Source organism: Streptomyces sp. NPDC057137, from assembly GCF_042670825.1.
Taxonomy (GTDB): Bacteria; Actinomycetota; Actinomycetes; order Streptomycetales; family Streptomycetaceae; genus Streptomyces.
Window position 1 is genome coordinate 1 of sequence record NZ_JBHUUW010000044.1, and the last position, 16,376, is coordinate 16,376.

Genomic DNA, 16,376 nt, shown 5'->3' on the forward strand with positions numbered 1-16,376 from the left:
CGATGGTACTGCAGGGGGGACCCTGTGGGAGAGTAGGACGCCGCCGAACAATCTTTAGCCTCAGCCCCCGGACCACTGGTCCGGGGGCTGAGGCATTTCTGCGTTCAGGAGCCATTTACAGTCGGCATATGAGCTACGAACTGGTCATCTTCGACAACGACGGCGTCCTCGTCGACAGCGAGCCTCTTTCCAACACCATCCTCGCCGGCTATCTCACCGAACTCGGTCACCCCACCACCTACGAGGATTCCCTCCGCGACTACATGGGTGCCGCGGTCCACCGGGTGCACGATCTCGTACGGGAGAGAACGGGGCAGCAGCTGCCCGAGGACTTCGACGACACCCTGCACAGCCGCGTGTTCGCCGCGTTCGAGCGGGAGTTGAAGCCCGTGGAGGGCGTCACCGAGGTGCTGGGCAAGCTGGCCGCCGACGGGCGGGCGTACTGCGTCGCGTCGTCCGGGAGTCATGAGCGGATCCGGGTGGGGCACCGTAAGACCGGGCTGGACCGCTGGTTCACGCCCGAGGTCGTCTTCAGCGCGCAGGACGTCGGGCGTGGCAAGCCGGCGCCCGATCTCTTCCTGCACGCGGCTGAGCGGATGGGTGTCTCTCCCGCCCGGTGCGTCGTCATCGAGGACAGCCCGCTCGGGGTGGCCGCCGCGCGGGCGGCCGGGATGGATGTGTACGCGTTCACCGCGATGACCCCCGCCGAGAAGCTGCCGGGCGCCACCGCGTACTTCTCCTCGATGGCTCAGCTGGCCGAGCTTCCCGAACTGCTTGGCTGATCCATCTACCCCTCGGTAGCGCGGAGCCATACGCTGTCCGGCCATGAAGGCCTCGACAGGCAAGCCGGTCAGCACAGACACGCGGTTGAAGCACGGGCGGGTGTCCCTGGCGCTGAGCTTCCTCGTGCAGGGGGTGGCCTTCGCCCTCCTCGTCACGCGCATTCCAGCCATTCAGGACCGGTACGGGATATCCGACGGCCTGCTGCCGGCGTTCCTCGCCGCCGTGCCGATTCTCGCCGGTGTGGGCAGCGTCCTCACCGAGAAGATCGTCGTGCGCGTACGGCCCCGAGTCGTACTGCGGTGGGCCCAGCCGGTCGTCCTGCTCGCGCTCCTCGGAGTCGCCGCAGGCGATCAGGTGTGGCAACTCGCCGCGTCGCTCGGTGCGTTCGGGCTGTCGGTCGGGGCGCTCGACGCGTCGATGAACATGCTGGGGGTACGCCTCCAGCGGGCGTACGGGCGCAGCATCATGCTCGGCTTCCACGCCACGTACAGCCTCGGCGGCATCGCCGGGGCCTCGCTCGCCTGGGCCGGGGCGCACTGGGACCTGTCGCTGCTGGTGTCGTATCTGCCGGTCGTCGTCGCGCTGTTGCCGGCCGCGCTCACCGGGAGCCGCTGGTACACCGACGCGGACATACGAATACCCGCCGACGCCGACGCCGTCACCTCGGCCGAGTTGGCCAAATCGGCCAAAGACGGTGCGAGCAGCGTCGCCTTCAAGGCCCTCCTGCCGCTCTGCCTCGTCATGACCTTCGCCTACATCGGCGACTCCACCGTCTCCAACTGGAGCGCCAAGTACCTCCAGGACGTCCTGGGCAGCTCCGACGAGGTCGCCACCGTCCCGTACAACGCCTACATGGTCACCACACTCCTCGGCCGCGCCGCCGGTGACCTCGGTGTGCGGCGCTTCGGGCCCGTCGCCGTCGTGCGGTTCGGATCGCTGTTCGCCGCCGTCGGGTTCGCGGTGGTCGCGCTGGCGCCCGGCGCGTGGGTGGGGATCCTGGGGTTCACGATTCTCGGGTTCGGTCTCTGCGTCCTCGTACCGCAGTGCTTCGCCGCCGCCGGGCGGATGTTCCCCGACGCCAGCGACGCGGCCGTCGCCCGGCTGAACATCTTCAACTACGTGGGTTTTCTGATCGGCTCGCCCCTCGTCGGCGCCCTCGGTGATGTGTGGAGTTACCGGGGCGCGATGCTCGTACCGATGGTGATGATCCTCGTGACGCTGGTGTACGCCCGGTCGTTCGCCGACGGGACCGCCCGATACGGTGGCGGGCATGACCGGTCGCGCACAGCTGATGTGGGATGACGCCGTAACGGGCTACAACTTCGGGTCGAGTCACCCGATGGACCCGGTACGCCTGGCTCTGACGAGGGAGCTCGTGCGCGCGTACGGGCTCGACAGCGAGGTGGACGTGGTGGCCGCGGCGCCCGCCGGGGATTCCACTCTGAGACTTGTCCACCACGAGGATTACGTCGACGCGGTACGGCGCTACTCGGCCGCCCCCAGGTCCGCCGACGGTTCGTACGGCATCGGAACGCCCGACAATCCGGCCTTCGCCGGGATGCACGAGGCGTCCGCGCTCATCGCCGGGCAGTCGGTCGGCGCCGCCGAGGCCGTGTGGCGCGGCGAGGCGCCGCACGCCGTGAACTTCGCCGGCGGCCTGCACCACGCGATGCCCGGCTCGGCCTCGGGCTTCTGCATCTACAATGACGCGTCTCTCGCCATCGCGCGGCTCCTGGAGCTGGGCGCGGAGCGCGTCGCGTACGTGGACGTGGATGTGCACCACGGGGACGGCGTCCAGGCGGCGTTCTGGGACGACCCGCGCGTGCTGACGATCTCGATGCACGAGCACCCCCGCACGCTCTTCCCGCAGACCGGCTGGGCCGAGGAGACGGGCGAGGGCGCGGGGGAGGGCAGCGCGGTCAACCTGCCGTTGCCCGCGGGGACGGGCGACGAGGGGTGGCTGCGGGCCTTCCACGCCGTCGTACCCGAACTGCTCGCGGACTTCCGGCCGCAGGCGCTGGTGACCCAGCACGGTGCCGATACGCACTTCGAGGACCCGCTGGCGCATCTCGCGGTGTCGCTGGACGCGCAGCGCGCCGTGCAGGCGTCCTGCCACGACCTGGCGCACGAGTACGTCGACGAGGGCCGCTGGGTCGCGCTGGGCGGCGGTGGGTACTCGGTGGTGGACGTCGTGCCGCGCTCCTGGACCCATCTGGTGTCGATCGCGGCGCACGCGCCCATCGACCCGACGGCGGCGGTGCCGGAGGAGTGGCGGGACGAGGTCTTCGCCCGTACGCGTGAGTCCGCGCCGCGGCGGATGACGGACGGGCGTACGCCGAACTGGCAGCCGTGGGACGCGGGTTACGACCCGGCGGACCGGCTGGACCAGGCGATCCTCGCGACCCGCAAGGCGGTGTTCCCGTTGCGGGGGCTGCTGGCCTGACGCACCGGGCCGGCGTGTCGGCCGGGCCGGTCGTTACGCCAACTGTGCGGTGCCGCAACCGTTTTGGCCCCGGGGCCGCCTCCGTACGGGAGCATCGGGGCTGTGCTGAGTACGGGAACGCTACGGGCCCATCTGCTGGCCGCCAGACTGGCCGGGCCGGTCGCCACCACGCGGGAGCAGAGTCTGCGCAGTTACCGGCTTTTCGCCGCCCGCGATCCGCGCGCGACGTTGGGGCTGACTCCCGAACGGGCCTGGTGCGAGCGTGACTTGCTGCGGCTCATGGCCGACAGGTGCGGGGTCTCCGGGGATCCGGCGCATGTGTCGGGCGGCGATGTCATCGACCCGGAACGGACGTTGAGCAGCCTCGACGCGTTCGCCGAACGGCTGGGCGCCGCCGCCGGGCGCCGGGCTCCCGTGCTGTTCGGGACCGGGCATCCGCACCGGCTGATCGGGTTCTACGCGGGGTTGGCAGACGCTTTGTCGGCGGCGGGATGCCTCGTACTCACCCCTGCGAAGGGGCGATGTATCGACATAACGACCCGGTTCGGCGTACGCACGTACAACCTCGACTACGTACGAGGAGTCGCGTTGGTGCGGAAATCCGAAGCGCCGCACGCCGGGGGTGAGACCGGCGCACACAGCCATTCCCCCCTCCCCGTTCGGGTCGCGCTGGACTGTGCCGCGGCGTCCGGCGGACCGCTCCCCGAGCTGGTCGTCGGAGACCACGGATGGGTCTGCGGGGCAGGTCAGTTGGGGATTGAGGCCATCGGCCTCGCCGACACCGACGATCCGGCGCTCTTCGTGGGCGAGGCGGAGGGGCGGGTGTCCGTCGTGGTTCCGGTTGACGACGGTGTGCGGTCCGATTACTACCGTCCGCTGACTCGCTATGTACTCAATCGAGCGTGTCTGTCACAGTAGGCGACCATGTGCTGCTCCTCTTCCCCACTCGTACCACCCGCCCCTAGTCTGGGGTGTGAGCGCACAGCGACGAAGAGTCACCGGAGGGGAAGCCGGTGGCCGTCGGGTGCGGAAGGTACAGGTGGGTCATGGCTGCTGGCAGCGAGAGGCCTCTCAACGAGGTCAAGTTCCTTACCGTGGCGGAAGTCGCCTCGGTGATGCGAGTGTCGAAGATGACCGTGTACCGATTGGTGCACAGCGGTCATCTGCCGGCGATCCGGGTGGGCAGGTCTTTCCGGGTTCCGGAGCAAGCGGTACACGAGTATCTCCGCGAGTCTTTCGTGGGGGTCGAATCCGCCTGAGATTTCCCTCGGATTACGTCCCTCACTCGGTGACGGGTAGGCTGGGCCAACGTAGGTCGTGTGGGCCCAGACGCCCCGCACCGAGTGAAGAGAAGTGAGCGAGGGTAGTCGTGGGCTCTGTTATCAAGAAGCGGCGTAAGCGGATGGCCAAGAAGAAGCACCGCAAGCTGCTCAAGCGCACCCGCGTTCAGCGTCGTAACAAGAAGTAAGCGACAGCTGTACGTGACACCGCGGCCCTCCCACCATGCAGGTGGGAGGGCCGCGGTGCGTTCCGCGTCGCTCGGGCCAGGTCGTCCGGCGTCGGGGCGGGTCAGTTCGGGTCAAAGATTCGCGAAGGTGCGGAGAAGAGCCTCGCGAGGCCGTCCCCTGACTGCGGCGACCCGCTACGGTGACGCCTGAGGCAAGCAATGTGCTTGGGCCAGACATCAAATTCAGGGGAAGGCGCTGATCTTGGGCAAGGTCGTGCTCGTGACCGGAGTGGCGCGCCAGCTCGGCAGCCGTCTCGTACGGAGAATCCTGCGCGATTCCGAGGTGGACCGGGTCATCGGTGTGGACGCCGTGACTCCCGAGCACAGTCTCGGCGGTGCCGATTTCGTACGGGCGGACATCCGCCAGCCGGCCATAGCGCGCGTCCTGGCCGAGCATTCCGTCGACACCGTCGTGCACATGGACGTGACGGGCACCCCGCTCGGCGCCGGCGGCCGGACGGCCGTCAAGGAGACCAACGTCATCGGCACCATGCAACTGCTCGGTGCCTGCCAGAAGTCGCCCACCGTCGAGCGCCTGGTCGTCAAGTCCAGCACGAGCGTGTACGGCTCCGCGCCCCGCGACCCGGCCGTCTTCACGGAGAACACCCCGCCCAAGTCGCTGCCCAGCGGCGGCTTCGCGAAGGACGCCGTGGAGGTCGAGGGGTACGTGCGCGGGTTCGCGCGCCGCCGGCCTGACGTCGCCGTGTGCGTGCTGCGCTTCGCGAACATCCTCGGGCCCGCGGCGGATTCACCGCTCGCCGAGTATCTGTCGCTGCCCGTACTGCCCACGGTCTTCGGCTACGACCCGCGGCTCCAGTTCGTCCACGAGGACGACGTCATCGACGTGCTGCGGATCGCCCTGCACGAGCCCCGGCGCGGCACCCTCAACAGCGGGACCTTCAACATCGCCGGTGACGGCGTGCTGTTGCTCTCGCAGTGCTCCCGGCGCCTCGGCAGGCCGACGGTGCCCGTGCTGCTGCCGGCCGTCACCTGGGTCGGCTCCGCGCTGCGCACGCTCGGCGTGACGGACTTCTCGCCGGAGCAGATCCGGCTGCTGACCCACGGCAGGGTCGTCAGTACGGATCAGATGCGCGAGACACTGGGGTTCGTACCCACGTACACGACGGCGGAGGCCTTCACGGACTTCGCACGTAGCCGGGGTGCCGGGCTGTTGCCGCCGGAGGCTGTCGCCGACGCGGTCGACCAGGTCGCCACCCTCGTCAGCAAGGAGCGCATCTGACATGGCCGATGCCAAGGTCATTCCCTTCGGCGAAGAGCCCCGGTCACGGCGCGCGGCGCGGTTGGCCGGTGCCGCCGGAACCGGCGGCGGGGCGGCGAAGGACGCCGCGGCGAAGCGCGCGCAGGCACGCGGCAAGTCGTCCTCGTCCGGGGCTGGGCCCTCGTCCGGGTCCGGGTCGGGGACCGGCCCGCACTCGCTCTCGTCCGTGCCCGATCAGCCGGACGGGGTCGAGGACGGCATGGACGCCGCCTCGGCCTCGGCCTCCGCCTCCGACGACGACGCGAAGAAGACTGATCCGTCGTCGCAGCCGGGCGAGTCGAAGGCCGACGCGGCCGACGCGCCTCTCCCGGACGGGGAACCGCAGTCCGGCGGCAGCGGCTGGGACCGGCGGCTCGCCGAAGGGTTCGCCTTTCTGCGGCGTCGTGTCACCGGTGACTACGAGGTCGACGAGTTCGGGTACGACAAGGAACTCACCGACCAGGTCCTGATGTCGTTGATCCGGCCGCTCTACGAGAACTACTTCCGCGTCGAGGTGAAGGGCATCGAGAACATCCCGACGGACGGCGGTGCGCTGGTGGTGTCCAACCACTCCGGCACGCTCCCGCTCGACGGGCTGATGATGCAGGTCGCCGTCCACGACAACCACCCCGCCGGCCGCCATCTGCGGCTGCTCGCAGCCGACCTGGTGTTCATGCTGCCGGTCGTCAACGAACTGGCGCGCAAGGCCGGTCACACCCTGGCCTGCGCGGAGGACGCGGAGCGGCTGCTCCAGCGCGGCGAGATCGTCGGGGTGATGCCGGAGGGCTTCAAGGGCCTCGGCAAGCCGTTCGGCGAGCGCTACAAGTTGCAGCGCTTCGGCCGGGGCGGGTTCGTCTCGACGGCGCTGCGGCACGGTGTGCCGATCGTGCCGTGCTCGATCGTCGGGGCGGAGGAGATCTACCCGATGCTCGGCAACTCCAAGACGCTGGCGCGGCTGCTGGGATTCCCGTACTTCCCGATCACGCCGACGTTCCCGTGGCTCGGGCCGCTGGGCGCGCTGCCGCTGCCGACGAAGTGGACGATCCAGTTCGGCGAGCCGATCCCCACGGACGGCTATCCGCCGGAGGCGGCCGAGGATCCGATGCTGATGTTCAACCTGACCGATCAGGTACGGGAGCAGATCCAGCACACGCTCTACAAGCTGCTCGTACAGCGCCGCTCGGTCTTCTTCTGACAGCACACGCGATCCGACAGCACGAAGACAGCGCGAAGACAGCATGAAGACAGCACGGAAGAGGCGAGGGCCGACGGCCCTCGCCTCTCTCGTATGCCGTGCCGTGCCTTCCCGTCAGTCCGCGTTCTCCGTGTCGATGCCCAGCCCCGGCAGCAGGCCGGGCAGCAGCGGCGGGAGTGTGACGTCCGGGGCCGGCGGGATGCCGCCCTGGCCGGGCGCCGACGGAAGGTCGCTGCCCGACGGCGGGTTGAGCAGATCGCCGGGCGCGCCGGGCAGCAGCCCGTCGTGCTCCGACTCTCCGGGCCCGGACGGGCTCGGCTTCTGCCCGCTGTCCGTACGGCCCTTGTCAGGGGCCGACTTCGACGGTGCCGGGCCGTTGTCCTTGCCGCCGGAGCCGTTGGACTCCTTGGTGGTCCCGCCGGGCTCCGGCGAGTGCCGGTCCTTGTCGGGAGTGCGCGGCAGCAGCGACTGCAACGGGGCGACGTCTTCGTCTATGGCGTCGAACACCAGGTTGACCTGGCTTCCCACGTCGCTCAGCTGCGGTGGCAGCCGGTCCCGCAGGCCGTTCCAGATGGCGCGGTGCGATTCGGAGAACGAGGAGAGCGTCGCGATCGACTTGATCTTGCCGTCCTTCTCGTACGCCTGGTGCAACAGCCGGTGGCCCTCGGTGGCGTCGTGCTTCATGCCGTTGAGCGCCCGGCGGATCTCGCCGAGCGATTCATGGTCCAGCGCGCCGGAGCGGCCACGCTCCAGCAGTCGGCGGGCTTCGCTCAGCCGGGTCGAGGCATGGTCCAGATAGAGACCGCCGCGGTCGGCGTCCTCGTCGGCCATGCCCAGCTTGAAGTCCTCCATGCCGCGCTTCAGCCCGTACAGCGAATCACCGGGCAGGGCGTCGGAACTGGCAGCGGCCACTCCGCCGAAAGCACCCGCGGCCACACCGACGGTGAGTCCGCCGGCCGCGAGCCCTTTCGACCAGCGGGACCTCGGGCGGAGCTTGCGGAGCGGGGACGCCCGGTGGGCTCCCCTCCCCGATGTCCGCCGTTGCTCGGGCACCGTGGTGCCCGTGGACGCGGCTCCGCCCGCCGTGCCCTCCAGCAGCATGGCCTCCATGGCTGCCACGAGCTGTGCTCGTTGCACCACTTTGACCTCTGGGTCCAGCGTGGGTCTCGGTAGCTCACCGAGACCGTTCGCCAGGGCCAACAGCCGCCCCTGCTCCGTCGGTTCGGCCGACGCGGCGGGCTGGTCCCCCGCCGCGCCCTGGGATGTCCGGTCTTCCAGGGCCTGGGCGAAGGCGTTCGCCCGCCGGTGTGCCGAGACATTCGCGATCACTGGCGGCACCTCCTCTCGTCATGACGATCGACTCCCCTGGGGGTTCGGAAGGTTGCACGCCTTGAGCGCATCCACAGGGAGCCTGCATCCCGCACAACGAGCGTCGCGGCACTTGGGTTACGCGCGAAAGATGATCGGACCAGTGCGTCATCGAGGCGTCACCGACGGTGAGTTGAACGGCGCACCGGGTCCGTGGGAGGACCGGTGGCCGGCCGTCAGCGGGCATCCTCCGGGAGCAGCCGCGCCAGCGTGCGCACGGCCCGGTACTGCAAGGTTTTGATCGCTCCTTCGTTCTTCCCCATGACCCGTGCCGTCTCGGCGACCGAGAGCCCTTGCAGGAAGCGCAGGGTCACGCACTCCTGCTGCTGGGGGTTGAGTTTCCGTACGGCTTCGAGCAGCGCGGCGTTCGAGAGGGACTCAAGGACGGAGTCCTCCGGGCTGCGCTCGACCTCGTTGGCGTCGAGCATTTCGCCGGTGGTCACTTCGAGTCGGAACCGGCTCGACTTGAAGTGGTCGGCGACCAGGTTGCGCGCGATCGTGACCAGCCAGGCGCCGAAGTCGCGGCCCTGCCAGGTGAACGTGGAGATACGCCGCAGGGCGCGCAGGAAGGTCTCACTGGTGAGGTCCTCCGCGGTCGCCTTGCCGCCCACGCGGTAGTAGATGTAGCGGTAGACGGTGTCGCTGTACTGGTCGTACAGCCTGCCGAACGCTTCGGCCTCGCCGGCCTGGGCGCGCTCGACGAGCTCCATCATGCGTGCGCTGTCGCTGTCCGCCGTGGGCCGGCGGACGGGGGTGGAGGCGGCGGTGGTGCTGCTGTTTCGGCTTCCCCGTCTGCCGACCGCCGCACCGCCGTTCGCCAGGGCATAGCAAGGACCAATCGGGCCGCTCACGGCAGGGGCCGCGGCGGCGAATGCGGGGACGGCGTACGCGGTGGGGACGAAGCCGCGCAAGCGGTCGATGACCGATGCGCGCAGCGTAGCCAGGCCCGAGGCGTCAACCCCGACGTGTGGGTACACGGGACTCCCAGAGGCAGAGCTTCCATCACGTTCAGTGCGGGACCATTCACTCGTCGTGGCGACGTGTGGGGTCCGGTATGCGTCTGAGGAGAATAACGCTTCGTACAGGCAGCACTACACCCAGTTGCTCAAATCATCGATTACGTCGCTTCTGTTACGCCTATACGGCGAATCAAGTAGCACATCGTGAGCGTTTATTGATCGTTTGGCGTCACGATGTGTCAGCCGACGTGATCTGTTGTGCCTGAGTGCGTCAGCGCGGCGACAGTCGGCAGGTGGCCGGGACCGCGGTCAGCGGCGGCGGCGGTGCAGTGCCACCGCGGCGGCCGTGCCGCCCGCCAGCGCGCCGACCCCGGCTGCCGCCGGGATGCCGACCTTGGCCGCCTTGCGGCCCGTCCGGTAGTCACGCAGCCGCCACTCGCGGTCCTTGGCGTGCTTCCGGAGCTTGCTGTCCGGGTTGATCGCGTACGGATGTCCGACCAGCGACAGCATCGGGATGTCGTTGTGCGAGTCGCTGTACGCCGCGCAGCGGTCCAGGTCGAAGTCCTCGGCCGTCGCCAGCGCCCGTACCGCCTCGGCCTTCGCCGGGCCGTGCAGCGGCTCGCCGACGAGCTTGCCGGTGTAGACGCCGTCGATCGACTCGGCGACCGTGCCGAGCGCGCCGGTCAGTCCGAGGCGGCGGGCGATGATCGTGGCGGTCTCGACGGGCGCGGCGGTCACCAGCCAGACCTGCTGCCCGGCGTCGAGGTGCGCCTGGGCGAGGGTGCGGGTGCCCGGCCAGATGCGGTCGGCCATGTACTCGTCGTAGATCTCCTCGCCGATGGACATCAGCTCGGCGACCCGGTGGCCCTTGACGATGGACAGCGCGCTGTCCCGCGCGTCCTGCATGTGCTGCGGGTCCTCGACGCCGGCGAGCCGGAACCAGGTCTGCTGCCAGGCGAATCTGGCCAGTTCACGGCGCTGGAAGAACTTCCGCTTGTACAGCCCGCGTCCGAAGTGGAAGATCGCGGCGCCCTGCATGACGGTGTTGTCCAGGTCGAAGAACGCCGCGGCGTGCGCGTCCCCGAAGACGGGGAAGTCGGGTACGGCGGGGTCGGCGATACCGGTCGGTGCCGCGCCGACGCCGTCGATCTCCTGCGACGACTTGAGTCCTGCCTCTGCTGCGGCCTCACCCGCGAGCACGCTCCGTGCTGTCGCGGAGCGCTTACGGGGGGTGAGCCATCCCAGTGCGGCCATAGCGTGAGCATAGTCAGTCTGTTCGGTACTTCCGGACGCACCGGGGTGCCGTCGGTGTGAACTCTCCGAGAAGGTGGAGAACAAGCAGGCGAAGAGGGTGGAGAACGAGGCGGCCGGAGGGGTGGGTCGCGCGACGACGGAGAATGGATGCCATGAGCCCTCTCCTGCGTCGTACGAAGAAGAAACCCGCCGAGCGCGTGGTGACGCTCGTCTCCAAACCCGGCTGTCATCTCTGTGACGACGCGCGCGCGGTCGTCGCCGCGGTGTGTGCCGAAACAGGGGCGTCCTGGGAGGAGAAGGACATCACGGTGGACGAAGAGCTGCACCGCGCCTACTGGGAGCAAATTCCGGTCGTGCTCGTGGACGGCGAACAGCACACGTTCTGGCGGGTTGACGCCGATCGGCTCCGCAAGGAACTGGGGACCTGACAGAAAGACGGTTACGATCGTGGGCGCTTTGCCGAGCTTTTTCCGACGGGCCGGGACGACCGGCTCCGGCGGGCGCGGCGGAAGCGGTCTCGGGGGCGTGGTCATGAGGAGTTGTACGGTTTTGCCCCCATCATGGGTTCAACGGGCCGGTGCGGTCGAGGGTTCCAAGATCCCTCGTTCGGGTCGCGTGACCCCGGTCACTTTGCGCGGACAAAGCGGACACAATCTTTGTGCACGCGTTCACAAAGGCATAACCTGCACACGACGGGGCGGTCCTTGGACATACGGCCGCCTGCAGCCCCGCTCATCCGGCAGGAGCACCGTGGCAACTGGCCGAACTCACCGACCGGCGACCCGTAGCCGAGGAATCCCCGAGGCCACGGTCGCCCGGCTTCCGCTGTATCTGCGGGCGCTCACCGCACTCTCCGAGCGTTCCGTACCCACTGTGTCGTCCGAGGAACTCGCCGTGGCCGCCGGGGTCAACTCCGCGAAGCTGCGCAAGGATTTCTCGTATCTCGGCTCCTACGGAACGCGCGGTGTCGGGTACGACGTGGAGTACCTCGTCTACCAGATCTCCCGTGAACTCGGCCTCACGCAGGACTGGCCCGTCGTCATCGTCGGTATCGGCAACCTCGGCGCCGCCCTGGCCAATTACGGCGGATTCGCCTCCCGCGGCTTCCGCGTCGCCGCGCTGATCGACGCCGACCCCGAGATGGCCGGCAAGCCGGTCGCCGGGATGCCCGTCCAGCACACGGACGAGCTGGAGCGGATCATCAGCGACAACGGCGTCTCCATCGGGGTCATCGCGACCCCGGCGGGCGGTGCCCAGCAGGTCTGCGAGCGTCTCGTCGCCGCCGGTGTCACCTCGATCCTGAACTTCGCCCCGACCGTACTGACCGTGCCCGACGGCGTGGACGTACGGAAGGTCGACCTCTCCATCGAGCTGCAGATCCTCGCCTTCCACGAGCAGCGCAAGGCCGGTGAGGAAGCCGCAGCCGCCGAGGCCGGCACGCCGCCGCCGATCCGCTCCACCGCCGCGAGCCGGAAGGGACCCGACGGGGAAGTCCCCGCCGTGATGCCGGCATGAGTCTTCTGGTCATCGGTCTGAGCCACCGCAGCGCGCCCGTGAGCGTGCTGGACCGGGTGTCGCTGTCCCCGGACGGCCGGACCAAGCTTCTGCAGGACGTGCTCGCCGCCGAGCCGGCGACCGAGGCGGCCGTCCTCGCGACGTGCAACCGGGTCGAGCTGTACGCGGACGTGGACAAGTTCCACGCGGGCGTCGCCGAGCTGTCCACGCTCCTCGCCCGACACAGCGGCGTCGGCCTGGAAGAGCTGACCCCTTATCTCTATGTGCACTACGAGGACCGCGCCGTCCACCATCTCTTCTCGGTGGCCTGCGGACTGGACTCGATGGTCGTCGGCGAGGGCCAGATCCTCGGGCAGATCAAGGACGCGCTCGCGGGCGGCCAGGAGCTGCACACCGCAGGACGCCTCCTCAACGACCTCTTCCAGCAGGCGCTGCGCGTCGGCAAGCGCGCCCACAGCGAGACCGGGATCGACCGGGCCGGGCAGTCGCTCGTCAGCTTCGGTCTCGAACAGCTCGCCGCCGGCGCGGACGTCCCCGGCTGGGCCGCGGGCCGGCGGGCGCTGGTGATCGGCGCCGGGTCGATGTCCTCGCTCGCCGCCGCGACACTCGCCCGCGCCGGAGTCGCCGAGATCGTCGTCGCCAACCGCACCGCCGCGCGCGCGGACCGGCTGGTGGCGATCCTGAACGAGCCCGGTGGTACGGGAGTCAGGGCCCGCGCCGTCGACATGGGCGCCGTGGACGGCGAGTTGACACGTGCCGACGTCGTCGTCTCCTGTACCGGCGCCACCGGTCTCGTCCTGACGGCCGACGCCGTCGAGACGGCCATAGGCCAGGCCGGCGGCGGCCGGGAGCTGGCGCTCCTCGACCTCGCCATGCCCCGCGACATCGACGCGGCCGTCCACCGCATCGGCGGCGCCCGGCTGATCGACATCGAGTCCCTGGCCGACGCCTCCGCCGACGCCCCGATGGCCGCCGACGTCGAGCAGGTCAAGCGGATCGTCACCGACGAGGTCGCGGCCTTCGGCGCCGCCCAGCGCGCCGCCCACATCACCCCGACCGTGGTCGCGCTGCGCGCCATGGCCGCCGATGTCGTCACCAACGAGATCACCCGTCTCGAAGGCCGGCTCCCCGGCCTCGACGAGCGGCAGCGCGCCGAGATCACGCAGACCGTACGCCGCGTGGTCGACAAGCTGCTGCACGCCCCGACCGTGCGGGTGAAGCAACTCGCCGGTGAGCCGGGCGGAGCCGGTTACGCGGACGCGCTGCGCGAACTCTTCGACCTCGACCCGCAGACGGTCGCCTCCGTCAGCCGGGCCGACCGGAACGAGGCCGCCGACCGCGGCGCACCCGCCGATCGGAACGCAGTCGCCGACCGCAGCGCAGCCGTCGACCTCAGCGCATCCGTCGACCGGAACGCGGTCGACGTCAAGAACCGAGGGCGAGTATGACCGACAAGACACTGAGACTCGGGACCAGGCGGAGCAAGCTCGCCCTGGCCCAGTCCGGGCAAGTGGCCGACGCCGTCCGGGAGTTGACCGGACGCGCCGTGGAGCTGGTGGAGATCACCACGTACGGCGACACCTCCCGTGAGCAGCTGTCCCAGATCGGCGGCACCGGCGTCTTCGTCACCGCGCTGCGCGAGGCGCTGCTGCGCGGCGAGGTCGACCTCGCCGTCCACTCGCTCAAGGACCTGCCCACGGCGCAGCCCGAGAACCTGACACTGGCCGCCGTACCGCGCCGCGAGGACCCCCGGGACGTGCTGATCGCACGCGACGGGCTGACCCTCGACCGGCTGCCGCACGGCGCCAGGATCGGTACCGGCTCCCCGCGGCGTACGGCACAGCTCAACGCGTACGCCCGGAGCCACGGTCTGCTCATAGAGACCGTGCCGATACGCGGGAACATCGACACCCGTATCGGCTACGTGCGCAGCGGACAGCTCGACGCCATAGTGCTGGCCGCCGCCGGTCTCAACCGCCTCGGCAGGACAGACGAGGTGACCGACTTCCTGTCGGTCGACTCCGTCCTGCCGGCCCCCGGCCAGGGGGCACTCGCCGTCGAATGCGTGGCTTCCGACCCGGAACTCGCCACCGCACTCGCCGGCCTCGACGATCCGCACACGCGGATCGCCGTCACCGCGGAACGTTCCCTGCTCGCCGCCCTGGAGGCCGGTTGCAGCGCACCTGTCGGTGCGCTGGCCGACCTGCTGGGCGACGGACAGGACGCACGATTTGTCAACGAACTGCGCCTGCGTGGCGTCGTCGGCACGACCGACGGCTCGACGCTCGTGCAGTTGTCCATCACCGGTCCCGTACCCACGTCGCTCGGCGACGCCGTCGCGCTCGGTCGCGAACTCGCGTCCGAGATGCTCGCCAAGGGTGCGGCCGGTCTTATGGGGGAGCGAGCACTTTGAGCCCCATCGCCGACCATCCGGCCGTCTACGCCTCAGGGCACGTCACCTTCCTCGGTGCCGGACCCGGGGATCCGGGTCTGCTGACACTCCGCGCCGTCGAGGCGCTCGCGGGGGCGGAGGTACTGATCGCCGAGCCTGATGTGCTCGCTCTCGTACGCGCCCATGCGCGTGCGGGTGTGAGCACGCCAGCGCTGACGATTGTTGACGATGCGTCAACAGCCGCCGGTATCCCCGCGATCAGGGATGCCGTCAATCTTGTCATGGAGGCCGCGCGAGGCGGCAAGCGGGTCGTCCGTGCGGTGACCGGGGATCCCGGTCTCGACGGCGACACCGGCTCCGAGATGCTGGCGTGCGCCGCCGCGGGCATTCCCTTCGAGGTCGTGCCCGGTATCGCCGCCGCCGTGGGGGTGCCCGCCTACGCGGGTGTGCCGCTGCGGGACGCGCAGGGCACGGACGTCCGCTTCGTCGACAGCCGTACGGCCGACGACCGCTGCTGGACCGAACTCGGCGCCAGCGACGGCACGGTGGTCGTCTCGGCGACCCTCGACACGGTCGCCGCGACCGCCGGGGAGTTCGTCGCCGCGGGCCGCAAGCCCGACACACCGATGACGGTCACCGTCGCCGGTACGACGACCCGGCAGCGCACCTGGTCCGCGACGCTCGGCACGATCGCGCTGACGCTGAAGCAGGCGAAGGTCCTGCCCTCGGCGTCCGGGCACCAGCCGGTCATAGCCGTGGTCGGGGAGCGCAGCGCGCCCGCGCAACGCGACCAGCTCGCGTGGTTCGAGTCGAAGCAGCTGTTCGGCTGGAAGGTGCTCGTCCCGCGTACGAAGGAGCAGGCCGCCTCGCTCTCCGACCAGCTTCGGTCGTACGGCGCCGTACCGCACGAGGTCCCGACCATCGCGGTCGAACCGCCGCGTACGCCCCAGCAGATGGAGCGCGCGGTCAAGGGGCTCGTCACCGGGCGCTACGAGTGGATCGCCTTCACGTCGGTCAACGCCGTGAAGGCCGTCAGGGAGAAGTTCGAGGAGTACGGGCTCGACGCCCGTGCCTTCGCGGGGATCAAGGTCGCCGCGGTGGGCGAGCAGACCGCCGCCGCGCTGGTCGACTTCGGCGTCAAGCCGGACCTGGTGCCCAGCGGTGAGCAGTCGGCCGCCGGTCTCCTGGAGGACTGGCCGCCGTACGACCCGGTCTTCGACCCGATCGACCGGGTGTTCCTGCCGCGCGCCGACATCGCCACGGAGACGCTGGTCGCCGGGCTGATCGAACTCGGCTGGGAGGTCGACGACGTCACGGCCTACCGGACCGTGCGCGCGTCGCCGCCGCCCGCCGAGACGCGTGAGGCCATCAAGGGCGGTGGCTTCGACGCGGTGATGTTCACCTCGTCGTCCACCGTGCGGAATCTGGTCGGCATCGCGGGCAAGCCGCACAACGTGACCGTCATCGCGTGCATCGGTCCGGCGACCGCCAAGACGGCGGAGGAGCACGGGCTGCGGGTGGACGTGCTGTCGCCGGAGCCTTCGGTGCACAAGCTGGCCGAGGCGCTGGCGGCGTTCGGCGCGGAGCGCCGGGAGGCGGCACGGGAGGCCGGCGAAACGGTCACCCGGCCGAGTGAACGGCGACCGGGGTCGAGGCGGCGGCGCACGACATAGCGGGTTCGTGGGGGGCTCCCGTCCACGCG

General features: G+C 69.9%; 16 protein-coding genes. 13 read left to right on the plus strand and 3 right to left on the minus strand.

Annotation, left to right across the window (positions count from 1 at the left end):
- Nucleotides 1-128: 128 nt before the first annotated feature.
- The 8 genes from ACFT9I_RS28010 to ACFT9I_RS28045 all read left to right on the plus strand — a co-directional run bounded on the left by ACFT9I_RS28010 (nucleotide 129) and on the right by ACFT9I_RS28045 (nucleotide 7,186).
- Entirely contained in the window at nucleotides 129-782 is a 654-nt protein-coding gene (locus ACFT9I_RS28010; protein ID WP_382568722.1) for an HAD family hydrolase, read from the plus strand.
- A 43-nt stretch (nucleotides 783-825) separates the two neighbouring features.
- Nucleotides 826-2,085, plus strand: coding sequence for an MFS transporter (locus ACFT9I_RS28015; protein ID WP_382568723.1), 1,260 nt, complete (start codon nucleotides 826-828; stop codon nucleotides 2,083-2,085).
- Nucleotides 2,054-3,226 (plus strand): acetoin utilization protein AcuC, encoded by a 1,173-nt coding sequence (locus tag ACFT9I_RS28020; RefSeq protein WP_382568725.1) that lies wholly within the window; start codon nucleotides 2,054-2,056, stop codon nucleotides 3,224-3,226. Before ACFT9I_RS28015 ends, ACFT9I_RS28020 begins: the two co-directional genes overlap by 32 nt.
- 102 nt (nucleotides 3,227-3,328) lie before the next feature.
- The gene (locus ACFT9I_RS28025; protein WP_382568726.1) at nucleotides 3,329-4,144 is read left to right on the plus strand and encodes a phosphatase; all 816 of its coding nucleotides are present in this window, start codon (nucleotides 3,329-3,331) and stop codon (nucleotides 4,142-4,144) included.
- Nucleotides 4,145-4,272: 128 nt separating this feature from the next.
- Entirely contained in the window at nucleotides 4,273-4,485 is a 213-nt protein-coding gene (locus ACFT9I_RS28030; protein ID WP_014046653.1) for a helix-turn-helix domain-containing protein, read from the plus strand.
- A gap of 110 nt (nucleotides 4,486-4,595) precedes the next feature.
- The gene (locus tag ACFT9I_RS28035; RefSeq protein WP_003948845.1) at nucleotides 4,596-4,694 is read left to right on the plus strand and encodes a 30S ribosomal protein bS22; all 99 of its coding nucleotides are present in this window, start codon (nucleotides 4,596-4,598) and stop codon (nucleotides 4,692-4,694) included.
- Nucleotides 4,695-4,935: 241 nt separating this feature from the next.
- Entirely contained in the window at nucleotides 4,936-5,973 is a 1,038-nt protein-coding gene (locus ACFT9I_RS28040; protein ID WP_382568727.1) for an NAD-dependent epimerase/dehydratase family protein, read from the plus strand.
- Between the two features lies 1 nt (nucleotide 5,974).
- Nucleotides 5,975-7,186 carry a lysophospholipid acyltransferase family protein gene (locus ACFT9I_RS28045; protein ID WP_382568728.1) on the plus strand — a complete coding sequence of 404 codons (1,212 nt, stop codon included), beginning with the start codon at nucleotides 5,975-5,977 and terminating at the stop codon, nucleotides 7,184-7,186.
- A gap of 114 nt (nucleotides 7,187-7,300) precedes the next feature.
- On the opposite strand, the gene ACFT9I_RS28050 is transcribed toward ACFT9I_RS28045, so the two are convergent.
- The 3 genes from ACFT9I_RS28050 to ACFT9I_RS28060 form a co-directional block, all read right to left on the minus strand.
- Nucleotides 7,301-8,515 carry a DUF5667 domain-containing protein gene (locus ACFT9I_RS28050; RefSeq protein ID WP_382568730.1) on the minus strand — a complete coding sequence of 405 codons (1,215 nt, stop codon included), beginning with the start codon at nucleotides 8,513-8,515 and terminating at the stop codon, nucleotides 7,301-7,303.
- A 215-nt stretch (nucleotides 8,516-8,730) separates the two neighbouring features.
- A complete protein-coding gene (locus ACFT9I_RS28055) occupies nucleotides 8,731-9,531 on the minus strand; it encodes an ECF subfamily RNA polymerase sigma factor, BldN family (RefSeq protein ID WP_354605213.1) in 801 nt (266 codons plus the stop codon).
- Nucleotides 9,532-9,822: 291 nt separating this feature from the next.
- Nucleotides 9,823-10,767 (minus strand): HAD family hydrolase, encoded by a 945-nt coding sequence (locus tag ACFT9I_RS28060; RefSeq protein ID WP_382568732.1) that lies wholly within the window; start codon nucleotides 10,765-10,767, stop codon nucleotides 9,823-9,825.
- 152 nt (nucleotides 10,768-10,919) lie between these two features.
- Here ACFT9I_RS28060 and ACFT9I_RS28065 point away from each other — a divergent pair, with 152 nt between their 5' ends.
- The 5 genes from ACFT9I_RS28065 to ACFT9I_RS28085 all read left to right on the plus strand — a co-directional run bounded on the left by ACFT9I_RS28065 (nucleotide 10,920) and on the right by ACFT9I_RS28085 (nucleotide 16,347).
- Complete coding sequence (locus tag ACFT9I_RS28065; RefSeq protein ID WP_078079553.1) at nucleotides 10,920-11,195, plus strand: glutaredoxin family protein; 276 nt, start codon at nucleotides 10,920-10,922, stop codon at nucleotides 11,193-11,195.
- 322 nt (nucleotides 11,196-11,517) lie between these two features.
- Nucleotides 11,518-12,282: a redox-sensing transcriptional repressor Rex gene (locus tag ACFT9I_RS28070; RefSeq protein WP_069629975.1), complete on the plus strand. Its 765-nt coding sequence runs from the start codon at nucleotides 11,518-11,520 to the stop codon at nucleotides 12,280-12,282.
- Nucleotides 12,279-13,730, plus strand: a complete 1,452-nt coding sequence (locus tag ACFT9I_RS28075; RefSeq protein ID WP_382568734.1) for a glutamyl-tRNA reductase — start codon at nucleotides 12,279-12,281, stop codon at nucleotides 13,728-13,730. The genes ACFT9I_RS28070 and ACFT9I_RS28075 overlap by 4 nt, the downstream gene beginning before the upstream one ends.
- Entirely contained in the window at nucleotides 13,727-14,695 is a 969-nt protein-coding gene (gene hemC, locus ACFT9I_RS28080) for a hydroxymethylbilane synthase (RefSeq protein ID WP_382568735.1), read from the plus strand. The genes ACFT9I_RS28075 and hemC overlap by 4 nt, the downstream gene beginning before the upstream one ends.
- On the plus strand, nucleotides 14,692-16,347 hold the full coding sequence (locus ACFT9I_RS28085; protein WP_382568737.1) for a uroporphyrinogen-III synthase: 1,656 nt from the start codon (nucleotides 14,692-14,694) through the stop codon (nucleotides 16,345-16,347). Before hemC ends, ACFT9I_RS28085 begins: the two co-directional genes overlap by 4 nt.
- Nucleotides 16,348-16,376: the final 29 nt, after the last annotated feature.